Source organism: Actinomyces sp. zg296, from assembly GCF_009829695.1.
Lineage (GTDB): Bacteria > Actinomycetota > Actinomycetes > Actinomycetales > Actinomycetaceae > Actinomyces > Actinomyces marmotae.
Genome location: NZ_VWPG01000003.1, coordinates 380,504 through 399,825, shown reverse-complemented (window position 1 = coordinate 399,825; position 19,322 = coordinate 380,504). Strand labels below are relative to the sequence as shown.

Annotated in this window: 12 protein-coding genes and 1 tRNA gene; 10 read left to right on the top strand and 3 right to left on the bottom strand. The window is 72.2% G+C overall.

All coding sequences use genetic code 11. The features are described 5' to 3' along the window. Positions 1-72: 72 nt before the first annotated feature. Positions 73-1,089, bottom strand: coding sequence for a glycosyltransferase family 2 protein (locus GVV76_RS03975; RefSeq protein WP_159625106.1), 1,017 nt, complete (start codon positions 1,087-1,089; stop codon positions 73-75). Positions 1,090-1,254: 165 nt separating this feature from the next. Here GVV76_RS03975 and GVV76_RS03970 point away from each other — a divergent pair, with 165 nt between their 5' ends. After that, entirely contained in the window at positions 1,255-2,283 is a 1,029-nt protein-coding gene (locus tag GVV76_RS03970; protein WP_159625104.1) for a glycosyltransferase family 2 protein, read from the top strand. Positions 2,284-2,294: 11 nt separating this feature from the next. After that, on the top strand, positions 2,295-3,335 hold the full coding sequence (locus GVV76_RS03965) for a glycosyltransferase family 2 protein (RefSeq protein WP_159625102.1): 1,041 nt from the start codon (positions 2,295-2,297) through the stop codon (positions 3,333-3,335). Positions 3,336-3,476: 141 nt separating this feature from the next. On the opposite strand, the gene GVV76_RS03960 is transcribed toward GVV76_RS03965, so the two are convergent. Next, on the bottom strand, positions 3,477-4,280 hold the full coding sequence (locus GVV76_RS03960; RefSeq protein ID WP_159625100.1) for a YveK family protein: 804 nt from the start codon (positions 4,278-4,280) through the stop codon (positions 3,477-3,479). 111 nt (positions 4,281-4,391) lie between these two features. Next, positions 4,392-5,690: an acyltransferase family protein gene (locus tag GVV76_RS03955; protein ID WP_159625098.1), complete on the bottom strand. Its 1,299-nt coding sequence runs from the start codon at positions 5,688-5,690 to the stop codon at positions 4,392-4,394. A 221-nt stretch (positions 5,691-5,911) separates the two neighbouring features. Here GVV76_RS03955 and GVV76_RS03950 point away from each other — a divergent pair. From GVV76_RS03950 to GVV76_RS03915, 8 genes are all read left to right on the top strand, one after another. Beyond that, positions 5,912-5,983, top strand: a tRNA-Gln gene (locus GVV76_RS03950). A 109-nt stretch (positions 5,984-6,092) separates the two neighbouring features. Then, on the top strand, positions 6,093-7,112 hold the full coding sequence (locus GVV76_RS03945) for a bifunctional UDP-N-acetylglucosamine diphosphorylase/glucosamine-1-phosphate N-acetyltransferase GlmU (RefSeq protein WP_159625096.1): 1,020 nt from the start codon (positions 6,093-6,095) through the stop codon (positions 7,110-7,112). A 58-nt stretch (positions 7,113-7,170) separates the two neighbouring features. Then, a complete protein-coding gene (locus GVV76_RS03940; protein WP_159524432.1) occupies positions 7,171-8,154 on the top strand; it encodes a ribose-phosphate diphosphokinase in 984 nt (327 codons plus the stop codon). A 351-nt stretch (positions 8,155-8,505) separates the two neighbouring features. After that, positions 8,506-11,757: a PKD domain-containing protein gene (locus GVV76_RS10580; protein ID WP_159625094.1), complete on the top strand. Its 3,252-nt coding sequence runs from the start codon at positions 8,506-8,508 to the stop codon at positions 11,755-11,757. Positions 11,758-11,860: 103 nt separating this feature from the next. Continuing rightward, a complete protein-coding gene (locus tag GVV76_RS03930; RefSeq protein ID WP_159625092.1) occupies positions 11,861-12,517 on the top strand; it encodes a DUF4352 domain-containing protein in 657 nt (218 codons plus the stop codon). A gap of 109 nt (positions 12,518-12,626) precedes the next feature. Next, positions 12,627-14,021 (top strand): hypothetical protein, encoded by a 1,395-nt coding sequence (locus GVV76_RS03925; RefSeq protein ID WP_159625090.1) that lies wholly within the window; start codon positions 12,627-12,629, stop codon positions 14,019-14,021. Between the two features lie 94 nt (positions 14,022-14,115). After that, the gene (mfd, locus tag GVV76_RS03920; RefSeq protein WP_159625088.1) at positions 14,116-17,799 is read left to right on the top strand and encodes a transcription-repair coupling factor; all 3,684 of its coding nucleotides are present in this window, start codon (positions 14,116-14,118) and stop codon (positions 17,797-17,799) included. Positions 17,800-18,710: 911 nt separating this feature from the next. Continuing rightward, positions 18,711-19,298 carry a hypothetical protein gene (locus tag GVV76_RS03915; protein ID WP_159625086.1) on the top strand — a complete coding sequence of 196 codons (588 nt, stop codon included), beginning with the start codon at positions 18,711-18,713 and terminating at the stop codon, positions 19,296-19,298. Positions 19,299-19,322: the final 24 nt, after the last annotated feature.

The window sequence follows — 19,322 nt, the reverse complement described above, 5'->3', positions numbered from 1 at the left end:
GCGCCGCCGCCGGCCGCGCCGGTGAGCGCGGGGCCGCCGCCGGCAGCGCCGGTGAGCGCGGGGCCGGCCCCGCTATCGCAGGATCGGCTCGTCCTGGGAGGGCAGGAGCCCCCGGGCGGCCCGGCGCGCGAGGCGCAGGCCATCCAGGGTCGCGTGCAGCGCCGTGGCTACCGGCCTGGGTGAGCGCAGCAACTGGCGCTTCCCCCCGCGCAGGATGATCTCGCGAGCCGCGCCCGGCGCCGTCGCCCGCCACTGACGACGCCCCTGGGCGTCCAGGCGCAGGCCCGCGTACAGGAGCCGGTTGCGCGCGTTGTAGTAGTAGTAGGTGTCCGACTTCGCCACCTGTCCCGCTGAGGAGCCGTGGGTGCCGCCCTCGTCGTGCACGGCCGCGGCCCGGCGCTCCAGGACCAGCCGCCCCCCTGCGGCGAGCACCCGCGCGGAGAAGTCCACATCCTCCCAGTACAGGAAGTAGCGGGCGTCGAAGCCCCCAATCCGCTGGTACAGGGACGCAGAAAGCGCCAGGCACGCCCCGCTCAGCCAGGGCGCGGTGCCTCCGGACGGGATCGGCCGCCGGGAGCGGCGCGAGCGCATCGACCCGTCCGCCAGGCAGACCACGTGGCCATCGGACACGATCGCCCCACTGGAGTCCCGGATGACCGGCCCCACGAGCGCCAGGGGATCGACCTGCGCCTGCCGCGCCAGGGCCACCAGGGACTCCCGGTCGACGACGGCGTCCGGGTTGAGCAGGACGAGGACCTGCGCGCCATCGGCGATCGCCCGGGCGGCCCCCAGGTTCATCCCTCCGCCGAAGCCCGTGTTCGACTCCGGGCACTCCAGGGCCCAGCCGCGCGCCTGGGCCAGGGCGCGGGCGCGCTCGCGGGCCTCGGGGGAGGAGTGATTGTCGACGACGACGATCCGGGCCTCGGGGGAGCGCTGGGCCACCTCGGCGAGGTTGCGCGCCAGGAGGGCGGCGGAGTCGTAGTTGACGACGATGATCGCGGTGCGCGCGAGCAGATCGGCGGCCTCGGCGCCGGTGGGAGGCTCCCCGGGCTCGCCGGGGGAGAAGAGATCGGGGGGGAAGTCGGCCATGGGATCCTCTCAGGTCCTCATCAAGGGGTGCCGCGCCGTCGTCCCCTGGGCGCGCCGTCGTCCCGGGCGCCCGCGGGCGGGGCCCGTGCGCCTGCATAGTAGCGTTGACCCCACCCCTTCCCTCCCCTCGACGCCCTGCCCGTCGACCCGCCCCCAGGAGGACGCATGAGTCAGTCTTCGACGCCGCCCGCACCGGTCCCACCGCCGGTCTCACTGGTCGTCGCCGTGACCACCTACCGGCGCAATGACTGGCTCGCCGAGCTCCTTCCCCAGCTCGTGGACCAGGCCCGCGCCGCCCGCGCGGATGAGGCGGCCGGCATTGGGCGGGCGCGCGTCGTGGTGGTCGACAACGATCCGGACGCGGGCGCGCGCGAGGTCGTCGAGGCGGTCCGGGCCGCCGGCGCCGATGAGCCCGAGGCCGCCGAGATAGGCCCCCACTACGCCCACGAGCCCGTCCCCGGGATCACCGCCGCCCGCAACCGCGCCCTCGATGAGGCCGCCGACGCCCGCCTCCTGGTGTTCATCGACGACGACGAGCTCACCCGCCCCGGCTGGCTCACCTCCCTCGTGCGCGCTTGGCGCGCCCACGGCTGCGCCGCCGTGTCCGGGCCGTGGTACCCGCGCTTCGAGTCGGAGCCGGGCGCGTGGGTGCGGGGCTCGGGTGTCTTTAGCGCGGTCACCGCCGAAGACGGGGCCGTGATGACGAAGGCGGCCACGAACAACCTCCTGCTCGACCTGGACGCCGTGCGGGGCCTCGGCTTGCGCTTCGACGCGCGCTACGGGCTCAGCGGGGGCGAGGACTCCGCGTTCCTCGGCGCGCTGCGGCAGGGCGGCGGCGTCATCCGCTTCGCCGCTGATGCCGCCCTGGATGAGCGGGTGCCGGCTAGCCGGGCCACGCGCCCGTGGGTGCTGCGCCGCTCCCTGCGCTCGGGGGCCACCTGGGCGGCGGTGCGCGTTGAGGCCGCCTCGGGCGCTGCGGGCCTGGGCATGCGCGCCCGCTACGCCGCGAAGGGGGCGCTGCGCGCTGGGCGCGACGGCGCCCTGGCGCTGGTCAGCGCCGCCCGCCGGGATGAGGCGGGCCGGGGCCGCCATGAGGCCGCCTGCGCCGGAGCGCTGGGCATGGTCCTGGGCGCCGTCGGCGGGCGGATCCAGGAGTACAGTCGCGGGCCCCGACTGCCCTGGAGGAAGAAGTGAGCGCCGGGGCCATGCGTGGGCCCGCCCCGGAGGAGGGCTTCGGCGGCGCTACCGGCGGTGCCGGAGCGGCTGGCGGTCCGCCGCCTGGCGAGGGGGTGTCCCTCGTCGTCGCCATCCCGACCCACAAGCGCCCGGAGGGCCTGGAGCGCGCCGTCGGCACCGTCCTGCCCCAGATCAACGCCATCGTCTCGGACCTCTCCAGTCCTGTCGCGCGCGCCGAGTTGCTCATCATCGACAACGATCCCGCCGCCAGCGCGCGCGCCACCGCCGAGCGCCTCGCCGCCGGGCCCGGGGGCAGCGCGATGCGCTACATCGTCGAGCAGCGCCCCGGCGTGGCCGCCGTGCGCAACCGCGCCCTCGATGAGGCCGCCGGCGCCCGCCTCCTGGCGTTCATCGACGACGACGAGGAGGCCCTGGAGAACTGGCTCTCCTCCCTCGTGGGGCTCTGGGCGCGCGAGGGGGCCCAGGCGGTGGCCGGTCATGTGCTGCCCGCATACGACGCCGAGCCCGAGGCCTGGGTGCGCGAGGGGGGCTTCTTCGTGCGCGCCACCTGGCCCACCGGAACCGCCCGGCCCGCCGCCGCCTCGAACTGCCTGCTGCTCGACCTGGACTTCCTGCGCGCGCGGGGTCTGCGCTTCGACGAGCGCTTCGGCGCCACCGGCGGGGAGGACACGCTGCTCACCCGCTCACTCGTGGCCGCCGGTGGAACGCTCCTGTGGTGCGCCGAGGCCCAAGTGGTCGACCATGTGCCCGCGCAGCGCCTGGACCGGGCCTGGATCCTGCGCCGACAGCGCAGTCACGCCGCCAACTCCGTCCGAGTCGATCTCGCCCTCGCGGGCGCGGGGAGCCGCGTCGCTCGCGCGCGGATCCGGGGCAGGGCCCTCGTCGGGGGCACGGCGCGCGTTGTCGCGGGCGCGGGGCGCGGGGCCGCGGGGGTCATCCTGCGCTCCACCTCCCACCGCGCTAGGGGCGCCCGGCTCATGGCCCGTGGCGCGGGCCTGGCCTCGGCCGCGCTGGGCGGCTCGGGCCACGCCGAGTACGGCCGCTCCTGAGGGGCTGGCCCCCGCACCGGCGGTCTGCCGGCGCGGGGGCCAGTATCAGTTGAGCATCAGTTCGGTGCTGGCGCGGTAGGTATGGCGGCGCCGGCGGTCATAAGTGGTTGTGACCAGTGCCGAGCCGGTGGGCCTGCCCGCTCAGCGGCGGTGCCGCATCGAGGGCGGGAAGAGTTCGGAGGAGTCGGGCGGGGGCGGGTACCCCTCATCGGATGAGGGGTCGTCCGATGCGCCCGGGCTCATGTCCCGGTCCTCGGCGAGGTCCTGACCCTGCTCGGCGGAGGCCTCAGCGTCGAAGTCGGGGGCGCTGGCCGTCTTGCGGCCGACGCGGCCCACGGCCTCCGCGCGCAGCCCCGTGAAGCCGGCGCGCCGCAGCAGGATGACCACCGCGGCGCCGATGGCGGCGCCGATGAGCGCGCCGTTGAGTGCGTAGCGCTCGGGGATGGGCGAGATGGGCGCGGTGGGCAGCGTCGCCGGGTCCTGCTCCACCACTGCCAGGGACAGCCCGTCCTTGTACCCCCACTTGCTGACGGCCTTCTTGAAGGCGCTCACCTCGGCGTCGGCCACCGCGTGGGCCTGCTCCGCGGAGGGGGCCTTGGCGGTGATGTCGATGAAGAGGGTGTTCTCCCGGGCGCTCAGGGTGAGCATCCCCTTGACCGCGGCGGGGTCGAGGCCCGTGCTCGCGGCGACCTCGTTGAGGACGTCCTGGGTGGTGCCCAGCTCGACGAGCGTGGGCATGAGGAGGGAGTTCGGGCCGGAGGCCGTGCCGAGGTCCTGTCCGCCGCCCTCGCGGCTCGACGTCGAGATGACCACGCTGGCGTGCGAGGAGTAGATGGGGGTGCTCATCATCGCGATGAAGAACCCCGTCAGGGCGCCGACGACGATGTGCAAGATGAGGACGGGGGCATGCCTGCGCAGCAAGCGGAGGATCTCGGCCGGCTCCATATGCGTGTGGTTCCTTCAGGATGAGTGAGTGGTGGCCCGCGCGCGAGCCGTCATGGGTACACGGTAGACCAAGGACTGGGCCTGGCCCCTGCCGTGCTGGTGGGCGCGGATTCAGGCCACGTGCCTGCCCTGCCGCCAGGGGCCGGCACCGCCGGGGAGAGTGCGGAGCCGGGCACTGGCCCAGCGGCCCGCCGCCCTCGACCACTGATGGCTCGGCCGCTCGACGAGCCGGTGGAAGGCCCAGGCCGCGGGCAGCGCCGCGGCCGGTCCCGCCAGGAGCATCCACCACGGGTCGATCGACGGCGCCAGCGTGCGCACGAGGAGCACGACCGGGGTGTGGACGAGGTAGAGGGAGAAGGACAGCTCGCCGCAGAGCTGGGCCGCCCTTGAGCGCAGCAGCGAGCGCAGCGCCCCGGCCCGCACGATGAGGATGATCGTTCCGGCCGCGCTGGCGACGGCGATCGCCGATCCGAGCCGATGCCCCCAAGGGGAGGCGGGGGAGCCCAGGGGGACCAGCGCCCCGGACGGCCCTCCCGAGAGTAGGCCCGGCCAGGCCTCCGGGGCGGTCCACCACGGGCTGGTCATGATGATGAGACAGGCCACGGCGGCCGCGCTGGCCCAACGAACGGGTCGGGCGGGCAGGGGGTCGGGCATCGCCCCCCAGTGCCAGCCGAGCACGGCCCCGATCGTGAACACCGGCAGGAACAGGGCGGAGCCGGGGTCGCCGCTCACCAGGGCCGTCGCGATCGCCGCCGCGCCCAGCGCCCAGCTCAGGCGGGCCTTGGCGGCCAGCGCCACCGCGAGGATGACCAGTGGCAGGAGGATGGAGAAGGCCGCCTCGGCGTGCAGCGACCACAGCACCGAGTTGCGATAGGCGTAGGCGGGCAGCAGGGCGAGTTCTCTAACCGTCTGCTTGATCGAGATATCTGACACATAGTGGGCCTGCACCCATGCCCCCAGGGAGGCGTCGTTCGAACGGGGCACCAGGATGATGAGTGCGATCGCCAGGAGCGTCGAGGCGCCGGCCGGCACCCACAGGCGGATGAGGCGGCGGGGGGCGTAATCCACCCAGTCGAAGGAGCGGCCGGTGGCGCGCCGCCGGGAGATCGGGTAACTCAGCGCCACCCCGGACAGGATGAAGAAGATGAGCACCGCCTCGTAGCCGCCCCACAGGAGATGCGCCGGCGTGAGGCTGAGCAGGCGCTCCAGGGCGCCATCCGGCGCCGCCCCCGGGCGGGCGCCGACCTCCGCCAGCGCGGGGACGGTGAGCAGGCAGTGGTGGATGAGGACGACGACGGCGGCCAGGCCGCGCAGCCCGTCCAGTTCCCGCAGGCGGCCCGCGCTTCGGGGCGTGGCGGTGGGCGTGGCGTTGGCGCCCTTGGCCGGGGGATGGCGGTGGGTGAGGGTCATGCGATCTTCCAGGGAATGAGGGCGCGCCGCGCGGGAGTGGCGGCAGGACTGGGAGAGGAGGCTGCCCGGATCGGCCCGCGCAGGGCGTCAGGATGCCGCATCCGGTGGGCCCGGGGAACTGATGATGCCACCTCTTGACCAAGTCGCGGCGAAAAAGTGAGAGACTGTACGCCGCGCAGGAGCGCGCCCGATTCCTGGGGAAGTGGGGGCGGCCTGCGCATTCCGCCCTGGTGTAGTGGCAGCACGCAGGCCTTTGGAGCCTTGAGGCCCGGGTTCGAACCCTGGGGGCGGAGCCGGTGCGCGGCGTCGTAGGATGTGCCCGTACCGGCCGGCTCGGCCAGCACGGGGCGTCATGTCCCCGGCAGCGCCGCAGGACGCCCATCTTGAGCGAGAAGAGGACTCGTGGCTCCCACCACTCCCGCCGCCGTCATTGTCATGGCCGCAGGCAAGGGCACGCGCATGCGCTCCGCCACCCCCAAGGTCCTGCACCGCATCGGCGGGCGCAGCCTCCTCGACCACGCGGTCACCGCCGCCCGGGGCCTGGATCCCGAGCGCCTTGTGGTCGTGGTGCGCCACGAGCGCGATGCTGTCGTCGCCCACTTGGCGCGGGTCGCCCCCGATGCCATCCCCGCCGATCAGGATGAGATCCCCGGCACCGGCCGCGCCGTGGCCTGCGGCCTGGCGGCCCTGCCCGAGGACGCAGATGGCGCGGTCGTCGTCACGAGCGGGGACGTGCCCCTGCTCGACACCGCCACGCTGTCCGCCCTTGTGGCCCAGCACCACGAGCGGGGCGACGCCGTGACCCTTCTCACCGCTGTCGTCGACGACCCGCACGGCTACGGCCGTGTCGTGCGCGAGCCGGACGGCACGGTCTCGGCGATCGTCGAGCAGCGCGACGCCACCGAGGCCCAGCGCGCCATCACTGAGATCAACGCGGGCGTCTACGTCTTCGACCTGGCGCACCTGCGCGCGGCCCTGGCCGCCCTGGGCACGGATAACGACCAGGGCGAGGTCTACCTCACCGATGTCGTCGCCCATGCCCACGCCGCGGGCCGGCCCACCTCCGCGCTCGTGGTGGCCGACCACTGGCTCGTCGAGGGCTGCAACGACCGCGCCCAGCTCGCCGCCCTCGGCGCCGAACTCAACCGCCGCATCCTTGCCCGCGCGATGGAATCCGGCGTCGGCGTCGTCGATCCCTCCTCCACCTGGGTCGATGTCACCGTCGAGCTCGGCCCGGACTCGTTCCTGGAGCCGGGAGTCCTCCTGAGGGGCGCCACCCGCATCGGCCCCGGCGCCCGCATCGGCGCCTACGCCATTCTCACCGACGTCGATATCCCGGCGGGCGCCGTCGTGACGCCCTTCGCCCAGTACGACGCCGAGACGCCGGTTCCCGCCCAGGGCTCCGGCACCACAGGCGCGTGACCGCCCCGGCCCCGCGCACCGACCGGGCCCGACGGGCCCGAACGAAGGGAATCACCTCATGACGGGCATCATCACCAGCGGTGAGAAGCGACTGGTCATCGTCTCCGGCCGGGCCCACCCGCAACTGGCCCACGACGTGGCGGGCGAGTTGGGCACCGAGGTCCTGTCCTCGACCGCCTACGACTTCGCCAACGGGGAGACCTACGTCCGCTTCAACGAGTCGGTGCGCGGCTGCGACGTCTTCGTCGTGCAGTCCCACGGGGACCGCGTCAACGACTGGCTCATGGAGCAGCTCATCATGGTGGACGCCCTCAAGCGCGCCTCGGCCAAGCGCATCACGGTGGTGGCCCCCTTCTTCCCTTACGCGCGCCAGGACAAGAAGCACCTGGGCCGTGAGCCCATCAGCGCCCGCCTCGTGGCGGATATGTACGCCGCGGCGGGGGCGGACCGCATCATGAGCGTTGACCTCCACACCGCCCAGGAGCAGGGCTTCTTCAACGGCCCCTGGGACCACCTGTGGGCCCAGCCCGTGCTCGTGGACTACATCAAGGGCCGGCTCGACGTGACCAACGCCGCCGTGGTCTCCCCGGACGCCGGCCGCATCCGCGTCGCCGAGCGATGGGCTAACGCCCTGGGGGGCTCGCCGCTGGCCTTCGTCCACAAGACCCGGGACATCAGCCGCCCCAACGAGGCCGTGGCCAACCGCGTCGTCGGCGACGTCGAGGGGCGCTCCTGCGTGCTGGTCGATGACATGATCGACACCGGCGGCACCATCGCCAAGGCTGTCAAGGTGGTCCTCGACGCCGGCGCGAGGGACGTCATTGTCGCCGCCACTCACGGGGTGCTCTCCGGCCCCGCTATCGAGCGCCTGGCCACTTGCGGCGCCCGCGAGGTGGTCGTCACCGATACCCTGCCGATCCCCCCGGAGAAGCGGTTCGAGCAGCTCACCGTCCTGCCCATCGCCCCGCTCCTGGCCCGTGCCATCAAGGCGGTCTTCGACGACGGCTCCGTCGCCCAGCTCTTCGACGCCGCTGGCGTGTGAGGCAAATCATGGCGGGTATGGCGCCATCGCGCCGTGCTCGCGTGGTGGTGGACGGCTCGCCCATCTCGGCTCCTCCGAAGGTCGGAGAGGCGCTCCGACGCAGGTCGGACGAGGTGGGCGAGTCATTATCTTCTGAGTAGTACGAAAGTGATCGGCATCGCTTTTCGGTGTTGAATGACCCATAACCAGCCACGCTGTCATTCTGAGGTCCTGTGCTCTACGATCGTATGGGCGCCAAAGTTCCCCATCCGCTGGCGCCTTGCCCTGATCGACGACGAACCTTGGTTTCTCCTTGGTTCCTCACACAGTTCCGGAGTAGTACCGTTGAGCCCTTATCGTCCACTGCGCGCCATGGCCGCGCTGGCCGCCAGCGTCCCCATGGCCCTGGCATTCCTGCCCGCGGCGGCGCCCGCTGCCGCCGCTGAGGCCCCCGCCGCCGCCGCGGCGGCCGATGCCTCAGGCCGCCTTCAGTCCAACCACACCGCTGACCCCCTGCCCACCGTTCAGATCAACGGCGTGGTGTGGGACCAGCTCATCGTCGGTGACACCGTCTACGTCGTCGGCTCCTTCACCCAGGCCCGCCCGGCAGGGTCCCCCGCCGGGACCAATGAGACGCCCCGGGCCAACATCCTGGCCTACAAACTGAGCACCGGCGAGCTCATCAAGGAATTCGCCCACGAGCTCAACGGCGCCGGGCGCACGCTCGCCGTGTCCGAGGACAAGCAGACCCTCTACGTCGGCGGTGACTTCAACAAGGTCAACGAGGAGTTCCACAGCGGCCTGGCCGCCTTCGACATCTCCACGTCCGCCGGCAAGCTCATCTCCACCTTCCGCCCCCAGTTCCACACCACCGTGCGGGCCATCGGCGTGCACGGGGACACGGTCTACGCCGGCGGCGCCTTCAAGCACGTCAACGGCGTCCAGCGCTCCAAGGCGGCAGCCGTGAACGCTAAGACCGGTGAGACCCTCTCCTGGGCGCCTAAGGCCGAGGGCAACAACGCCCAGGTCTGGTCCCTGCAGGTCTCGCCCGATGGCACCAAGGTGGCCCTCGGCGGCTCCTTCACCACCCTCAACGGCTCCAGCAACCCCGGCTACGGCCTGGCCCTCGTCTCCGCCTCCGATGGCACCGTGCTGTCCACCCCCATCAACTCCGAGGTCCGCAACGGCGGTGTCTACGGCGCCATCACCGACCTCAAGACCGACGGCACCAGCCTGTACGGGGTCGGCTACTCCTTCTCCGTGCGCAACGCCAACCTGGAGGGGGCCTTCAAGGCCGACTGGAACGGCAACATGACCTGGGTGGAGCCCTGCCACGGTGACTCCTACGCCATTTACCCCGCGAAGGACCAGGTCTACGTCGCCAGCCACGCGCACTCCTGCGAGACCATCGGCGGATGGGGAGACACCTACTACAGGGACGAGAACAACACCACCCGCCAGCGCCAGTACCGCCTCACCTCCTTCACCGCCAACGGCGAGGTGACCGTCGGCCGCAAGGGCACTGACGGCTACAAGGACTGGTCGGGCCACACCTCCCCCTCCATCGTTGACTGGTTCCCGGAGCTCTCCGCCGGCAAGTACACCGGCCAGGGGCAGGGGGCCTGGGACGTCACCGGCAACGACGAGTACATCGTCGCCGGGGGCGAGTTCCTCGCCGTCGACGGCAAGGCCCAGCAGGGACTCGTCCGCTTCCCCAAGCGCGGCGCCAGCAAGAGCCACGCCCCCGAGGGGAAGGGTGCCGACCTCGCCCCGTATGTCAGCAGTCCCGCTGACGGGGTCGTCGACGTCACTTTCTCCCCCACCTGGGATCGCGACGACTCCACCCTGACCTACTCGCTCTACCGCGATGGTGGCCAGACGCCCGTGAGCACGCTGCCGGTCTCGGACCGCTTCTGGAACCGGGAGTTCCGCAAGACCCTGCGCGACAACCGCGCCCCCGCGGGTGAGCACACGTACACGGTCGTCGTCTCCGACGCGGGCGGCAACACCCTGACCAGCGAGGCGAAGAAGGTCACCGTCGCCAAGGCGGCTGACTTCAGTGAGCTCGACGGCCTTGACACCGGCGCCGTCGACCTGGGCGCCAAGCACCTGTGGACCTTCGAGGAGGAGGCCGGGACCACCTTCAAGGACATCCTCGGCGGCGCCCACATGACCGGCACTGCGGGCGTGAAGGCCGGCCAGGAGGGCTCTCGGGGCAGTTCCAAGGCCCTGGGCGTCGGCGGGAACGGCGGCACCGCCGTCTCCTCGGGCACCGACGGCCATGTCCAGACCTTCAGCATTGAGAGCTGGGTGAAGACGGACTCCAAGAATGGCGGTGCCATCGTCAGTTATGAGAAGAATGGTGACCGTGACCGCCTGCTCTACATGACCCCCGATGGCGCCATCCACTTCGGTGTCTATCCCCGTGAGACCAAGGTCGTGTCCTCGAAGGCAGGCTTCAACGACGGTAAGTGGCACCACGTCGTCGCCACCCTGGGGGCCGACGGGCAGAACCTCTACGTCGACGGCAAGCCCGTCGCCTCCGACAAGACGGTGATCAAAGCGCAGGAATTCAACGGCTCCTGGCGCCTCGGCACGGGCTCCCTCAAGGGCTGGCCCCAGGTGAGCGAGAACACCCCCAGCACGCTCGACGCGACCATCGACTCCACCGCGATCTACCACTCCCAGCTGACCGCTGATCAGATCGCCCGGCGCCAGGGCCAGGCTGGCAACGTGGGGCCCCGCGCCGTGCTGCGTCCTCATGTCGCCGGCATGGCCGTGACCGCTGACGGCAGCGAGTCGGTGGACCCCGACGGCAACATCGAGTCCTACGAGTGGGACTTCGGCGATGGGACCACCGCCACCGGTGCCAACGCCAACCACACCTACGCCGAGGCCGGCACGTACACGGTCACGCTGACGGTCACCGACAACGCCGGTGCCCGCAAGTCCACCACCCAGTCCATCACCGTCACCGACGTCCCGCAGGGCGAAGGCATCATGGCCCAGGCAGCCTTCAAGAAGGCTCAGGAGAAGGGCTGGCCCGACTCAAGCCTGGGCGGCGCCTGGAAGCTCTCCTCGCCGGGGCGCTTCGCCACGGCCGACGGCGTCGGCTCCATCGCCCTGAACAAGGCGGGCTGGATGTCCACGGCCATGCTGCCGAAGATCTCCTCGGAGTCCACGCAGGTCTCCTCGGCCTTCTCCCTCTCCGAGGTTCCCACCGGTGGCGGCGTGTACGCCTCCTTCCTGCCCCGCTCCACCGCCTCGGGCGCCTACGGCACGAAGATCCACGTCAAGTCCACTGGCGAGGTGCTCGTGTTCCTCACCTCGCAGGTCGGCGGGACTGAGAAGGTCCTCGCCCAGACCCAGCTGCCGGGCACCTGGACCGTGGGCAAGAACATCAACGTGAAGACCTCCGCCGTTGGCAAGGGCACCACCAACCTGTCCGCCACCGTCTGGCTCGACGGCCAGGAGGAGCCCTCCGCGCCCACCCTGACCGCCTCGGATTCCACCGAGGAGATCCAGGGCGCCGGCTCGGTCCTCATGTCCGGGTATCTCTCCGGCTCGGCGACCTCGCTGACCAACAAGATGCTAGTCTCCACTTTCCAGGCCCGTACCGCCTGATAGTGACCGCGAACCGGCACTGACATCGGCCGGCGGCGTCGATCCCCTCGTCGCCGCCGGCCGATGCTCCCCACCCGTTCCCAACAATCCCACGGAAGTCACCATGTCACCTCGGACAAGCGCCCGTACCCTCCAGGCCTCCGCCCTCGTCCTGTCGGCAGCGATCCTCGTCGGCTGCTCGAACGGCTCCTCGTCGACCGACGCCGCGGCCACCGAGTCGGTGCCGCCGGTCACCACGACCGAGACGGCCGGAGCCACCACCGCGCCCACCCCGGTGGCACCCGCCTCTGACGGGGCCGCGCCGAGTGCTCAGGCCACCGATCCCGAGGGCCTCCTGCCCGGCCAGGCCGGCTACAGGGGGGCTTCCGCCCCGGCCGTCGCCCTGAACGAGTCTTCCTCCACCGGGGACGCGACCGTCAAGGTCACCTCCGTCGAGGCCATCGAGGTCTCCGGTGACTCCCTCGCCCCCGGCGAGATCGCCGGGCCCGCGCTCCAGGTCACTATCTCGGTCACGGCCGGCTCCCAGGACGTCGACCTGTCCGGCGCCTCGGCAACCCTCACCTACGGCGAGGACGCGACCCCGGCCTCCCCGCTCAGGGACGCCGAAGGCACTGAGCTTCCCAGCAGCGTCGCCGCGGGGGAGACCGTCACCGGGTCCTTCCGCTTCTCCGTGCCCGCTGACGCGCGCGACAAGGTGACCGTCTCCGTCACCGTCGTCCCGGGCCAGCCCGCCGTCGTCTTCCAGGGCTCCGCGGCCTGAGCGGTCCCACCCCGCCTGACCTGCGCCCCTGCGCGGTGGCGGCGAGCGCGTAGTAGCCTCATGGCGCCCCTTGACGGGCGGCGCCGCGGGAAGAGAGGAGGGGCCGATCATGCAGATGCTCCTACTCGGGGCCATCGTCCTCCTGTCCTACCCGGTCATCGCGATGACCCTGTGGACGGTTCGGCGCAAGCCGATCGTCGGCGCGGTCCTCATCGCGGGCTCACTGGCCCTCATGGGCATCTGGATGACCGTCAACGTCGGCCTGTTCATCCCGCCCGCGGCCGGGGTCTGCATGCTCGTGTGCCTGGCGCTGGCCTCCGACTTCTCCTGGCGCCTCACCCCGGGCGACATCCTCATCTGCGCCGGCTTCGCCCTCGTGGCGATCTCGCTGGCGGCCGGGGCGTCCCTCAACACGGTCCTGGGCGAGCTCATCCTCGACGCCGCACCCGCCTACCTCGCCGGGCGCATGCTGGTGGAGAGGATCGGGCTGAGAGACTTCGCCACCGCCGTGGCCGCCATATGGCTGATCGCCGCCGCGCTCGGATACTTCGAGGCGATCACCCGCATCAATCCCTTCGTGCTCATCGAGTTCCCCACCCGCGCCTACGCCGACTGGGCGAGCATCCAAATCCGCGCCGGCCTGCCCCGCATCGAAGGGGCCTTCGGCCACTCGATCGTCTTCGGCGTGTCCATGGCGGCGGGCATCCCCATGGTGGCCATCGCCCGCTGGCCCTCGTGGGCGAGGATCGCCGGGATGATGGCGCTGGTCGGCGTGACTCTGCCCTCCCTGTCACGCGCGGGCATCATCGGCGCCGTCATCGCCCTCGTCCTCTCCCTGACCATCATGCGCACCGATATCACGCCCTCGTGGCGCTCGGCCACCCTCATCGCGCTGGGAGCCGGGATATTCATCGCCACCCCCGTGCTGCTGGACGTTTTCGCCCAGGCCGGCGATGAGCAGGAGGGCAGCGCGGAGTACCGGGGGCAACTGCTCATTCTGGTCAAACGACTGGTGCTCATTGGTGCCTCGCCCGCCCGCGTCGTCCGCAACGGCACGGTGTACTGGGAGGGGTTCCGCTCCATCGACGACCAGGTGCTCCTGGCCGCCCTCCGCTACGGCTGGGCGCCCGTCATCCCCTTCCTCATCGGCGCGCTCTACGTGGTCCTGCGCGTGATGGGAGGCCGTGGCAACGCTGCCCAGGTCGCCATCGCCTCCATGATCCCGGCCTTCGTGTCCGTCGCCTTCATCACCCAGCTGTCCACCGTGGTCTGGGTGATCGCGGGGGCCAGTGTCGCCGCCAGCGCCGCCGAGCGCGAGGGGAGGGACGACGCCGCCGGGCTACCCAGCCGGCGCCCGGGCCCCGGCCAGACCGACGCCGGCCACCGCGCCCAGGCCCCGCCCGGCGCCGTGCCCAGTGGCGCCGTCGCCGGGCCTGAAGGACTGATGATGTCATCAGCCGACCTCGCCCGCTTTCGCCTGTCGCCGCGCCCAGAATCGAGATAGGCGCGCGGCGGCGCCCCGCGCTGATGGCCAGCGGGCGGGCGCCCACCCGCGCCCCGCGCTCGGCCCCTGTCCGCGGCGCCTCTAGACTCGGCGCGTGCGACTGACCGCCCTCCTGCCCCCGCTCCTGGCCGACCCCGCGATCGCCGAGCTCGTCCGCGACGCCGCCGCGACCCGGCGAGGCGAGAACAGCGCCGTCGTCGCCCCCGGGGCGCGGCCCGCGATCCTCGCCGCCATGGCGATGGGGGAGCGCGGCGTCGCTCGCGCCGTTGGGGAGGAGCCCGGCGCCGCCGCGGGCGAGGGGGCGCCACTGCTCGTCATCACCGCCACCGGCCGCGACGCCGAGGATCTCGCTGCCGCCCTCGCCTGCTACCTGCCGCCCACCGACATCGCCGTCCTCCCCGCCTGGGAGACCCTGCCCCACGAGCGCCTCTCGCCGCGGGCCGACACCGTGGCCACCAGACTCTCGGTCCTACGCCGTCTCGCCCACCCCCGCCAAGAGCCCGCGAGCGCCGACGGCCCCATCCGCGTCCTGGTCGTCCCCATCCGCGCTCTGCTCGCTCCCGTCATCGACGGCCTGGGGGAGATCGAGCCCATCCGGCTCGCCCCCGGCCCCAGCCAGGGCCTGGAGGCCATCGCTGCCCGACTGGCCGACGCCGCCTACACGCGGGTCGACATGGTGGAGTCGCGCGGCGAGTTCGCCGTGCGCGGCGGCATCCTCGACGTCTTCCCCCCCACGCTGCCGCGCCCCGTGCGCGTCGACTTCTTCGGTGACGACATCGAATCCGTCTCCTCCTTCGCCGTGGCCGACCAGCGCACAGTGGAGGAGCTAGACGGCGCCACTCTCCACCCCTGCCGCGAGCTCCTCCTCACCGACGCCGTGCGCGAGCGCGCCCGGGCACTGACCGGGGCGATCCCGGGAGCCGCCGACATGCTCGGCAAGATCGCCGAGGGCATCCCCTGCGAGGGCATGGAATCCCTCGCCCCCGTGCTCGCCCCCCGCATGGTGCCCGTCCTCGACCTCGTCGGGGAACGGCTCGTCGTCGCCCTGGAGCCCGAGCGCATCCGCAAGCGTGCCGAGGACCTCGTGGCCACCACCTCCGAGTTCCTCGCCGCCGCCTGGACCTCCGCCGCCTCCGGCGGGACCGTCCCCGTGGACCTGTCCGCCGCCGCCTTCGCGAGCCTCAGCGAGGCCCGGGCGCTGGCCCTGTCCACCAATTTGGGCTGGTGGGCGCTCACCTCCCTGGCCTCCTCCCCGGATGCCACGGCGCTGGCGCTGCGCGACCCCGCCGGCTACAGGGGCCGTCTCGACGAGGCCGTCACCGACCTCGGCCGCATGGCCCGGGAGGGCTGGGGTGTCGTCGTGGCCACCGACGGGCCCGGGCCCGGCCGCCGCATGGCCCAGCTGCTCGCCGACGGCGATGTGCCCGCCCGCATCGTCACCCAGCTCGACGAGCCCGCCGACCTCGGGTGGTCGCCCGGCGATGTGCCGCAGGGCGACGGCGTCGTGCGCATCACCCAGGCCTCCGCCGGCCACGGCTTCGTCGCCGAGGGGCCGCGCCTCGCCCTCATCGCCGAGTCGGACCTCACCGGGCGCGCCACCACCGGCCCACGCAGCCCCAAGGCCCTGCCCGCCCGCCGCTCCCGCGCCTCCGTCGATCCCCTGTCCCTCCACCCCGGCGACCTCGTCGTCCACGCCCAGCACGGCGTCGGGCGATTCATCGAGCTCAAGCGCCGCGCCGTCGGCACCGGCAAGAGCGCCGCCACCCGTGAGTACCTCGTCATCGAGTACGCGCCCTCCAAGCGCGGCCAGCCCGGCGACCGGCTCATGGTCCCCACCGACTCCCTCGATCAGGTCACCAAGTACGTCGGCGGGGACGCGCCGGCCCTGAACAAGATGGGCGGCGCCGACTGGGCCAAGACCAAGTCCAAGGCGCGCAAGGCGGTCCGCGAGATCGCCGGCGAACTCGTGCGCCTCTACGCCGCCCGCGCCGCCGCCGCGGGGCACGCCTTTGGCCCCGACACGCCCTGGCAGGCCGAGCTCGAGGAGGCCTTCCCCTACACCGAGACCCCCGACCAGTTGGCCACCATCGACGACGTCAAGGCCGACATGGAGAAGCCCCAGCCCATGGACCGCCTCATCATGGGCGACGTCGGCTACGGCAAGACCGAGGTCGCCGTGCGCGCCGCCTTCAAGGCCGTCGCCGACGGCAAGCAGGTCGCGGTCCTGGCCCCCACGACCCTGCTGGTCAGTCAGCACGCGGAGACCTTCACCGAGCGCTACGCGGGCTTCCCCGTGCGCGTCGCCCAGCTCTCCCGCTTCCAATCCGATGCCGAATCCGCCCAGGTCCTGGCTGGGCTCGCCGACGGCTCTATCGACGTCGTCGTCGGCACCCACCGCCTCATCACCGGGCAGGTGCGCTTCAAGGACCTCGGCCTGCTCATCATCGACGAGGAGCAGCGCTTCGGCGTCGAGCACAAGGAGGCCCTCAAGGCGCTGCGCACCGACGTCGACGTCCTGGCCATGTCAGCCACCCCCATCCCCCGCACCCTGGAGATGGCGGTCACCGGCATTCGTGAGATGTCCACCCTGGCCACCCCGCCCGAGGATCGCCACCCCATCCTCACCTACGTGGGGGCATGGGAGACCAAGCAGGTCGGCGCCGCCATCCGCCGCGAGCTCCTGCGCGACGGGCAGGTCTTCCTCGTCCACAACCGCGTCTCCGACATCGATCGCGTCGCTGCCCAGATCGCCGAGCTCGTTCCCGAGGCGCGCGTGGCCACGGCCCACGGGCAGATGAGCGAGGCGCGGCTTGAGGCCGTCATCGACCGCTTCTGGCACAAGGAGATCGACGTCCTGGTGTGCACCACCATCGTCGAGACCGGCCTGGACGTGTCCAACGCCAACACCCTCATCGTCGATCGCGCCGACCGCCTCGGCCTATCCCAGCTCCACCAGTTGCGCGGGCGCGTGGGGCGGGGGCGCGAGCGCGCCTACGCGTACTTCCTCTACCCCGCGGACAAGCCCCTGACCGAGACCGCCCTGGAGCGCCTGCGCACCATCGCCACCAACACCGACCTCGGCGCCGGCATGCGGGTGGCCATGAAGGACCTGGAGATCCGCGGCGCCGGGAATCTGCTGGGCGGGGAGCAGTCCGGCCACATCGCCGGGGTCGGCTTCGACCTATACGTGCGTATGGTCTCCGACGCCGTCGCCGCCTACAAGCGCTCCCTGGGGATGGGGGAGCGGGCCGGGGCCGCGGACGAGGGCGAGGACGAGGCCGAGCTGCGCATCGAGCTGCCCGTGGACGCCACCATCCCCGAGGACTACGTGCCCCACGAGCGCCTGCGCTTGGAGGCCTACACGAAGTTCGCCGCCGCACGCAGTGATGAGCAGGTGGCCGACGTGCTGGACGAGGTCGCCGATCGCTACGGGCCCGTGCCCGATCCGGTGACGCGCCTGGCCGCGCTGGCCCGGCTGCGCGCGCTCGCGGCCGGTCTCGGCGTGCGCGAGATCGTGGCCCAGGGCAAGTCCATCCGCTTCGCGCCCGTGGAGCTGCCCGAATCTGGCCGGATGAGGCTCACCCGCCTCTACCCGGGCACGACGATCAAGCCCGCCACCCGCACCATCGTGGTGCCCGCGCCGGGGGCGGCGCGCATGGGCGGCGGGCCGATTGAGGGGGAGGCTCTCCTGCGCTGGGCCGAGGTGCTGCTGCGCGCCGTCGTGGCTGGCGACGCCGACTATGAGGCCGAGGCCACCGCCTACCGCCGTCGCCGCTGATCGAGCCGGGGCCCGGCCGGTGTGGGGGGGTGGGGGGTGCGGGTGGCGCCGAGTGGTGCGTTTGGCCCCGAGTGGTGCGAGTTTCACCGACTGGTGCGGGTAGGACGCTCCACTCGGTGTGGATGGCACCGGTCGGTGCAGACGGTGCGACTCGGTGTGGGTGGCGACGCTCGGTGGAATTGGTGTGCTTGGCGCCGAGTGGTGCGCTTAGCCCCGAGTGGTGCGAGTTTCACCGACTGGTGCGGGCAGGACGCTCCGCTCGGTGCGGATGGCTCCGGTCGGTGTGGGTGGCACCGGTCGGTGTGGATGGTGCCAGTCGGTGGAATTGGTGCGCCTGACGCCGAGTGGTGCGCTTGGCCCTGAGTGGTGCGAGTTTCACCGACTGGTGCGGGCAGGACGCTCCACTCGGTGTGGATGGCACCGGTCGGTGGAATTGGTGCGCCTGACGCCGAGTGGTGCGCTTAGCCCTGAGTGGTGCGAGTTTCACCGACTGGTGCGGGCAGGACGCTCCACTCGGTGTGGATGGCGCCAGTCGGTGCAGATGGCTCCGGTCGGTGTGGGTGGCGACGCTCGGTGGAATTGGTGCGGGTGGCGCGGGGTGGCGCCGAGTGGTGCGCTTGGCCCTGAGTGGTGCGCTTGGCCCTGAGTGGTGCGAGTTTCACCGACTGGTGCGGGCAGGACGCTCCACTCGGTGCAGATGGCACCGGTCGGTGTGGATGGCGACGCTCGGTGGAATTGGTGCGGGTGGCGCGCCTGGCGCCGAGTGGTGCGCTTGGCCCTGAGTGGTGCGAGTTTCACCGACTGGTGCGGGCAGGACGCTCCGCTCGGTGTGGATGGCGCCAGTCGGTGCAGACGGCTCCACTCGGGGATACGATGACTTGGTGACTCGCCGTGAGAACAGGAGAAGCACCGTGACCACTCCCCGGATCGCCTCCCGCGCGCCCCGATTGCTCACCGCCGCCGCGGCCCTCCTGCTCGGCGCCTCAGCCCTGGGGGCCTGCTCCGCCCAGCCCGGCATCGCCGCCACCTCCTCCTACACGGGGCTCGACGGCGCCACGCACTCGACGACGATCACGGAGAAGGACCTGCAGAGGGCCGCCAAAGATCTCAAGCCGCTGAACTGGCCCGTCGCCAAGACGCTCACGCTCCTGGTCTCGGCCGACCTCATCGAGGAGGTCAGCGCGGCCCAGGGGCTCACCGTGAGCGACGAGCAGATCGACCTCCTGCTCAACGACCAGGTCGGCAAGGGCGAGTACTCCGCCCAGGCGCGGCGGGCGATGCGCGCCACCTACCTGTACGGCGTCATCTCCAAGCCCGACCAGGGCGGCATCGACGCCTCGCGGGCCGCGCAGGCGTTGAGCGACATCAAGCGGATCAACAACGCCGCGGATCTCGAGGTCTCCCCGCGCTACTCAAGCGCCCGCCCCTGGATCCTCGACCCCTCCGTGGCAGAGCCCGGTTCACCGGAGCCCGGCGCGCGGAAGCCGGGCGCGCGCTGACCCAGTCCGCGTTCGCGCCTCGCG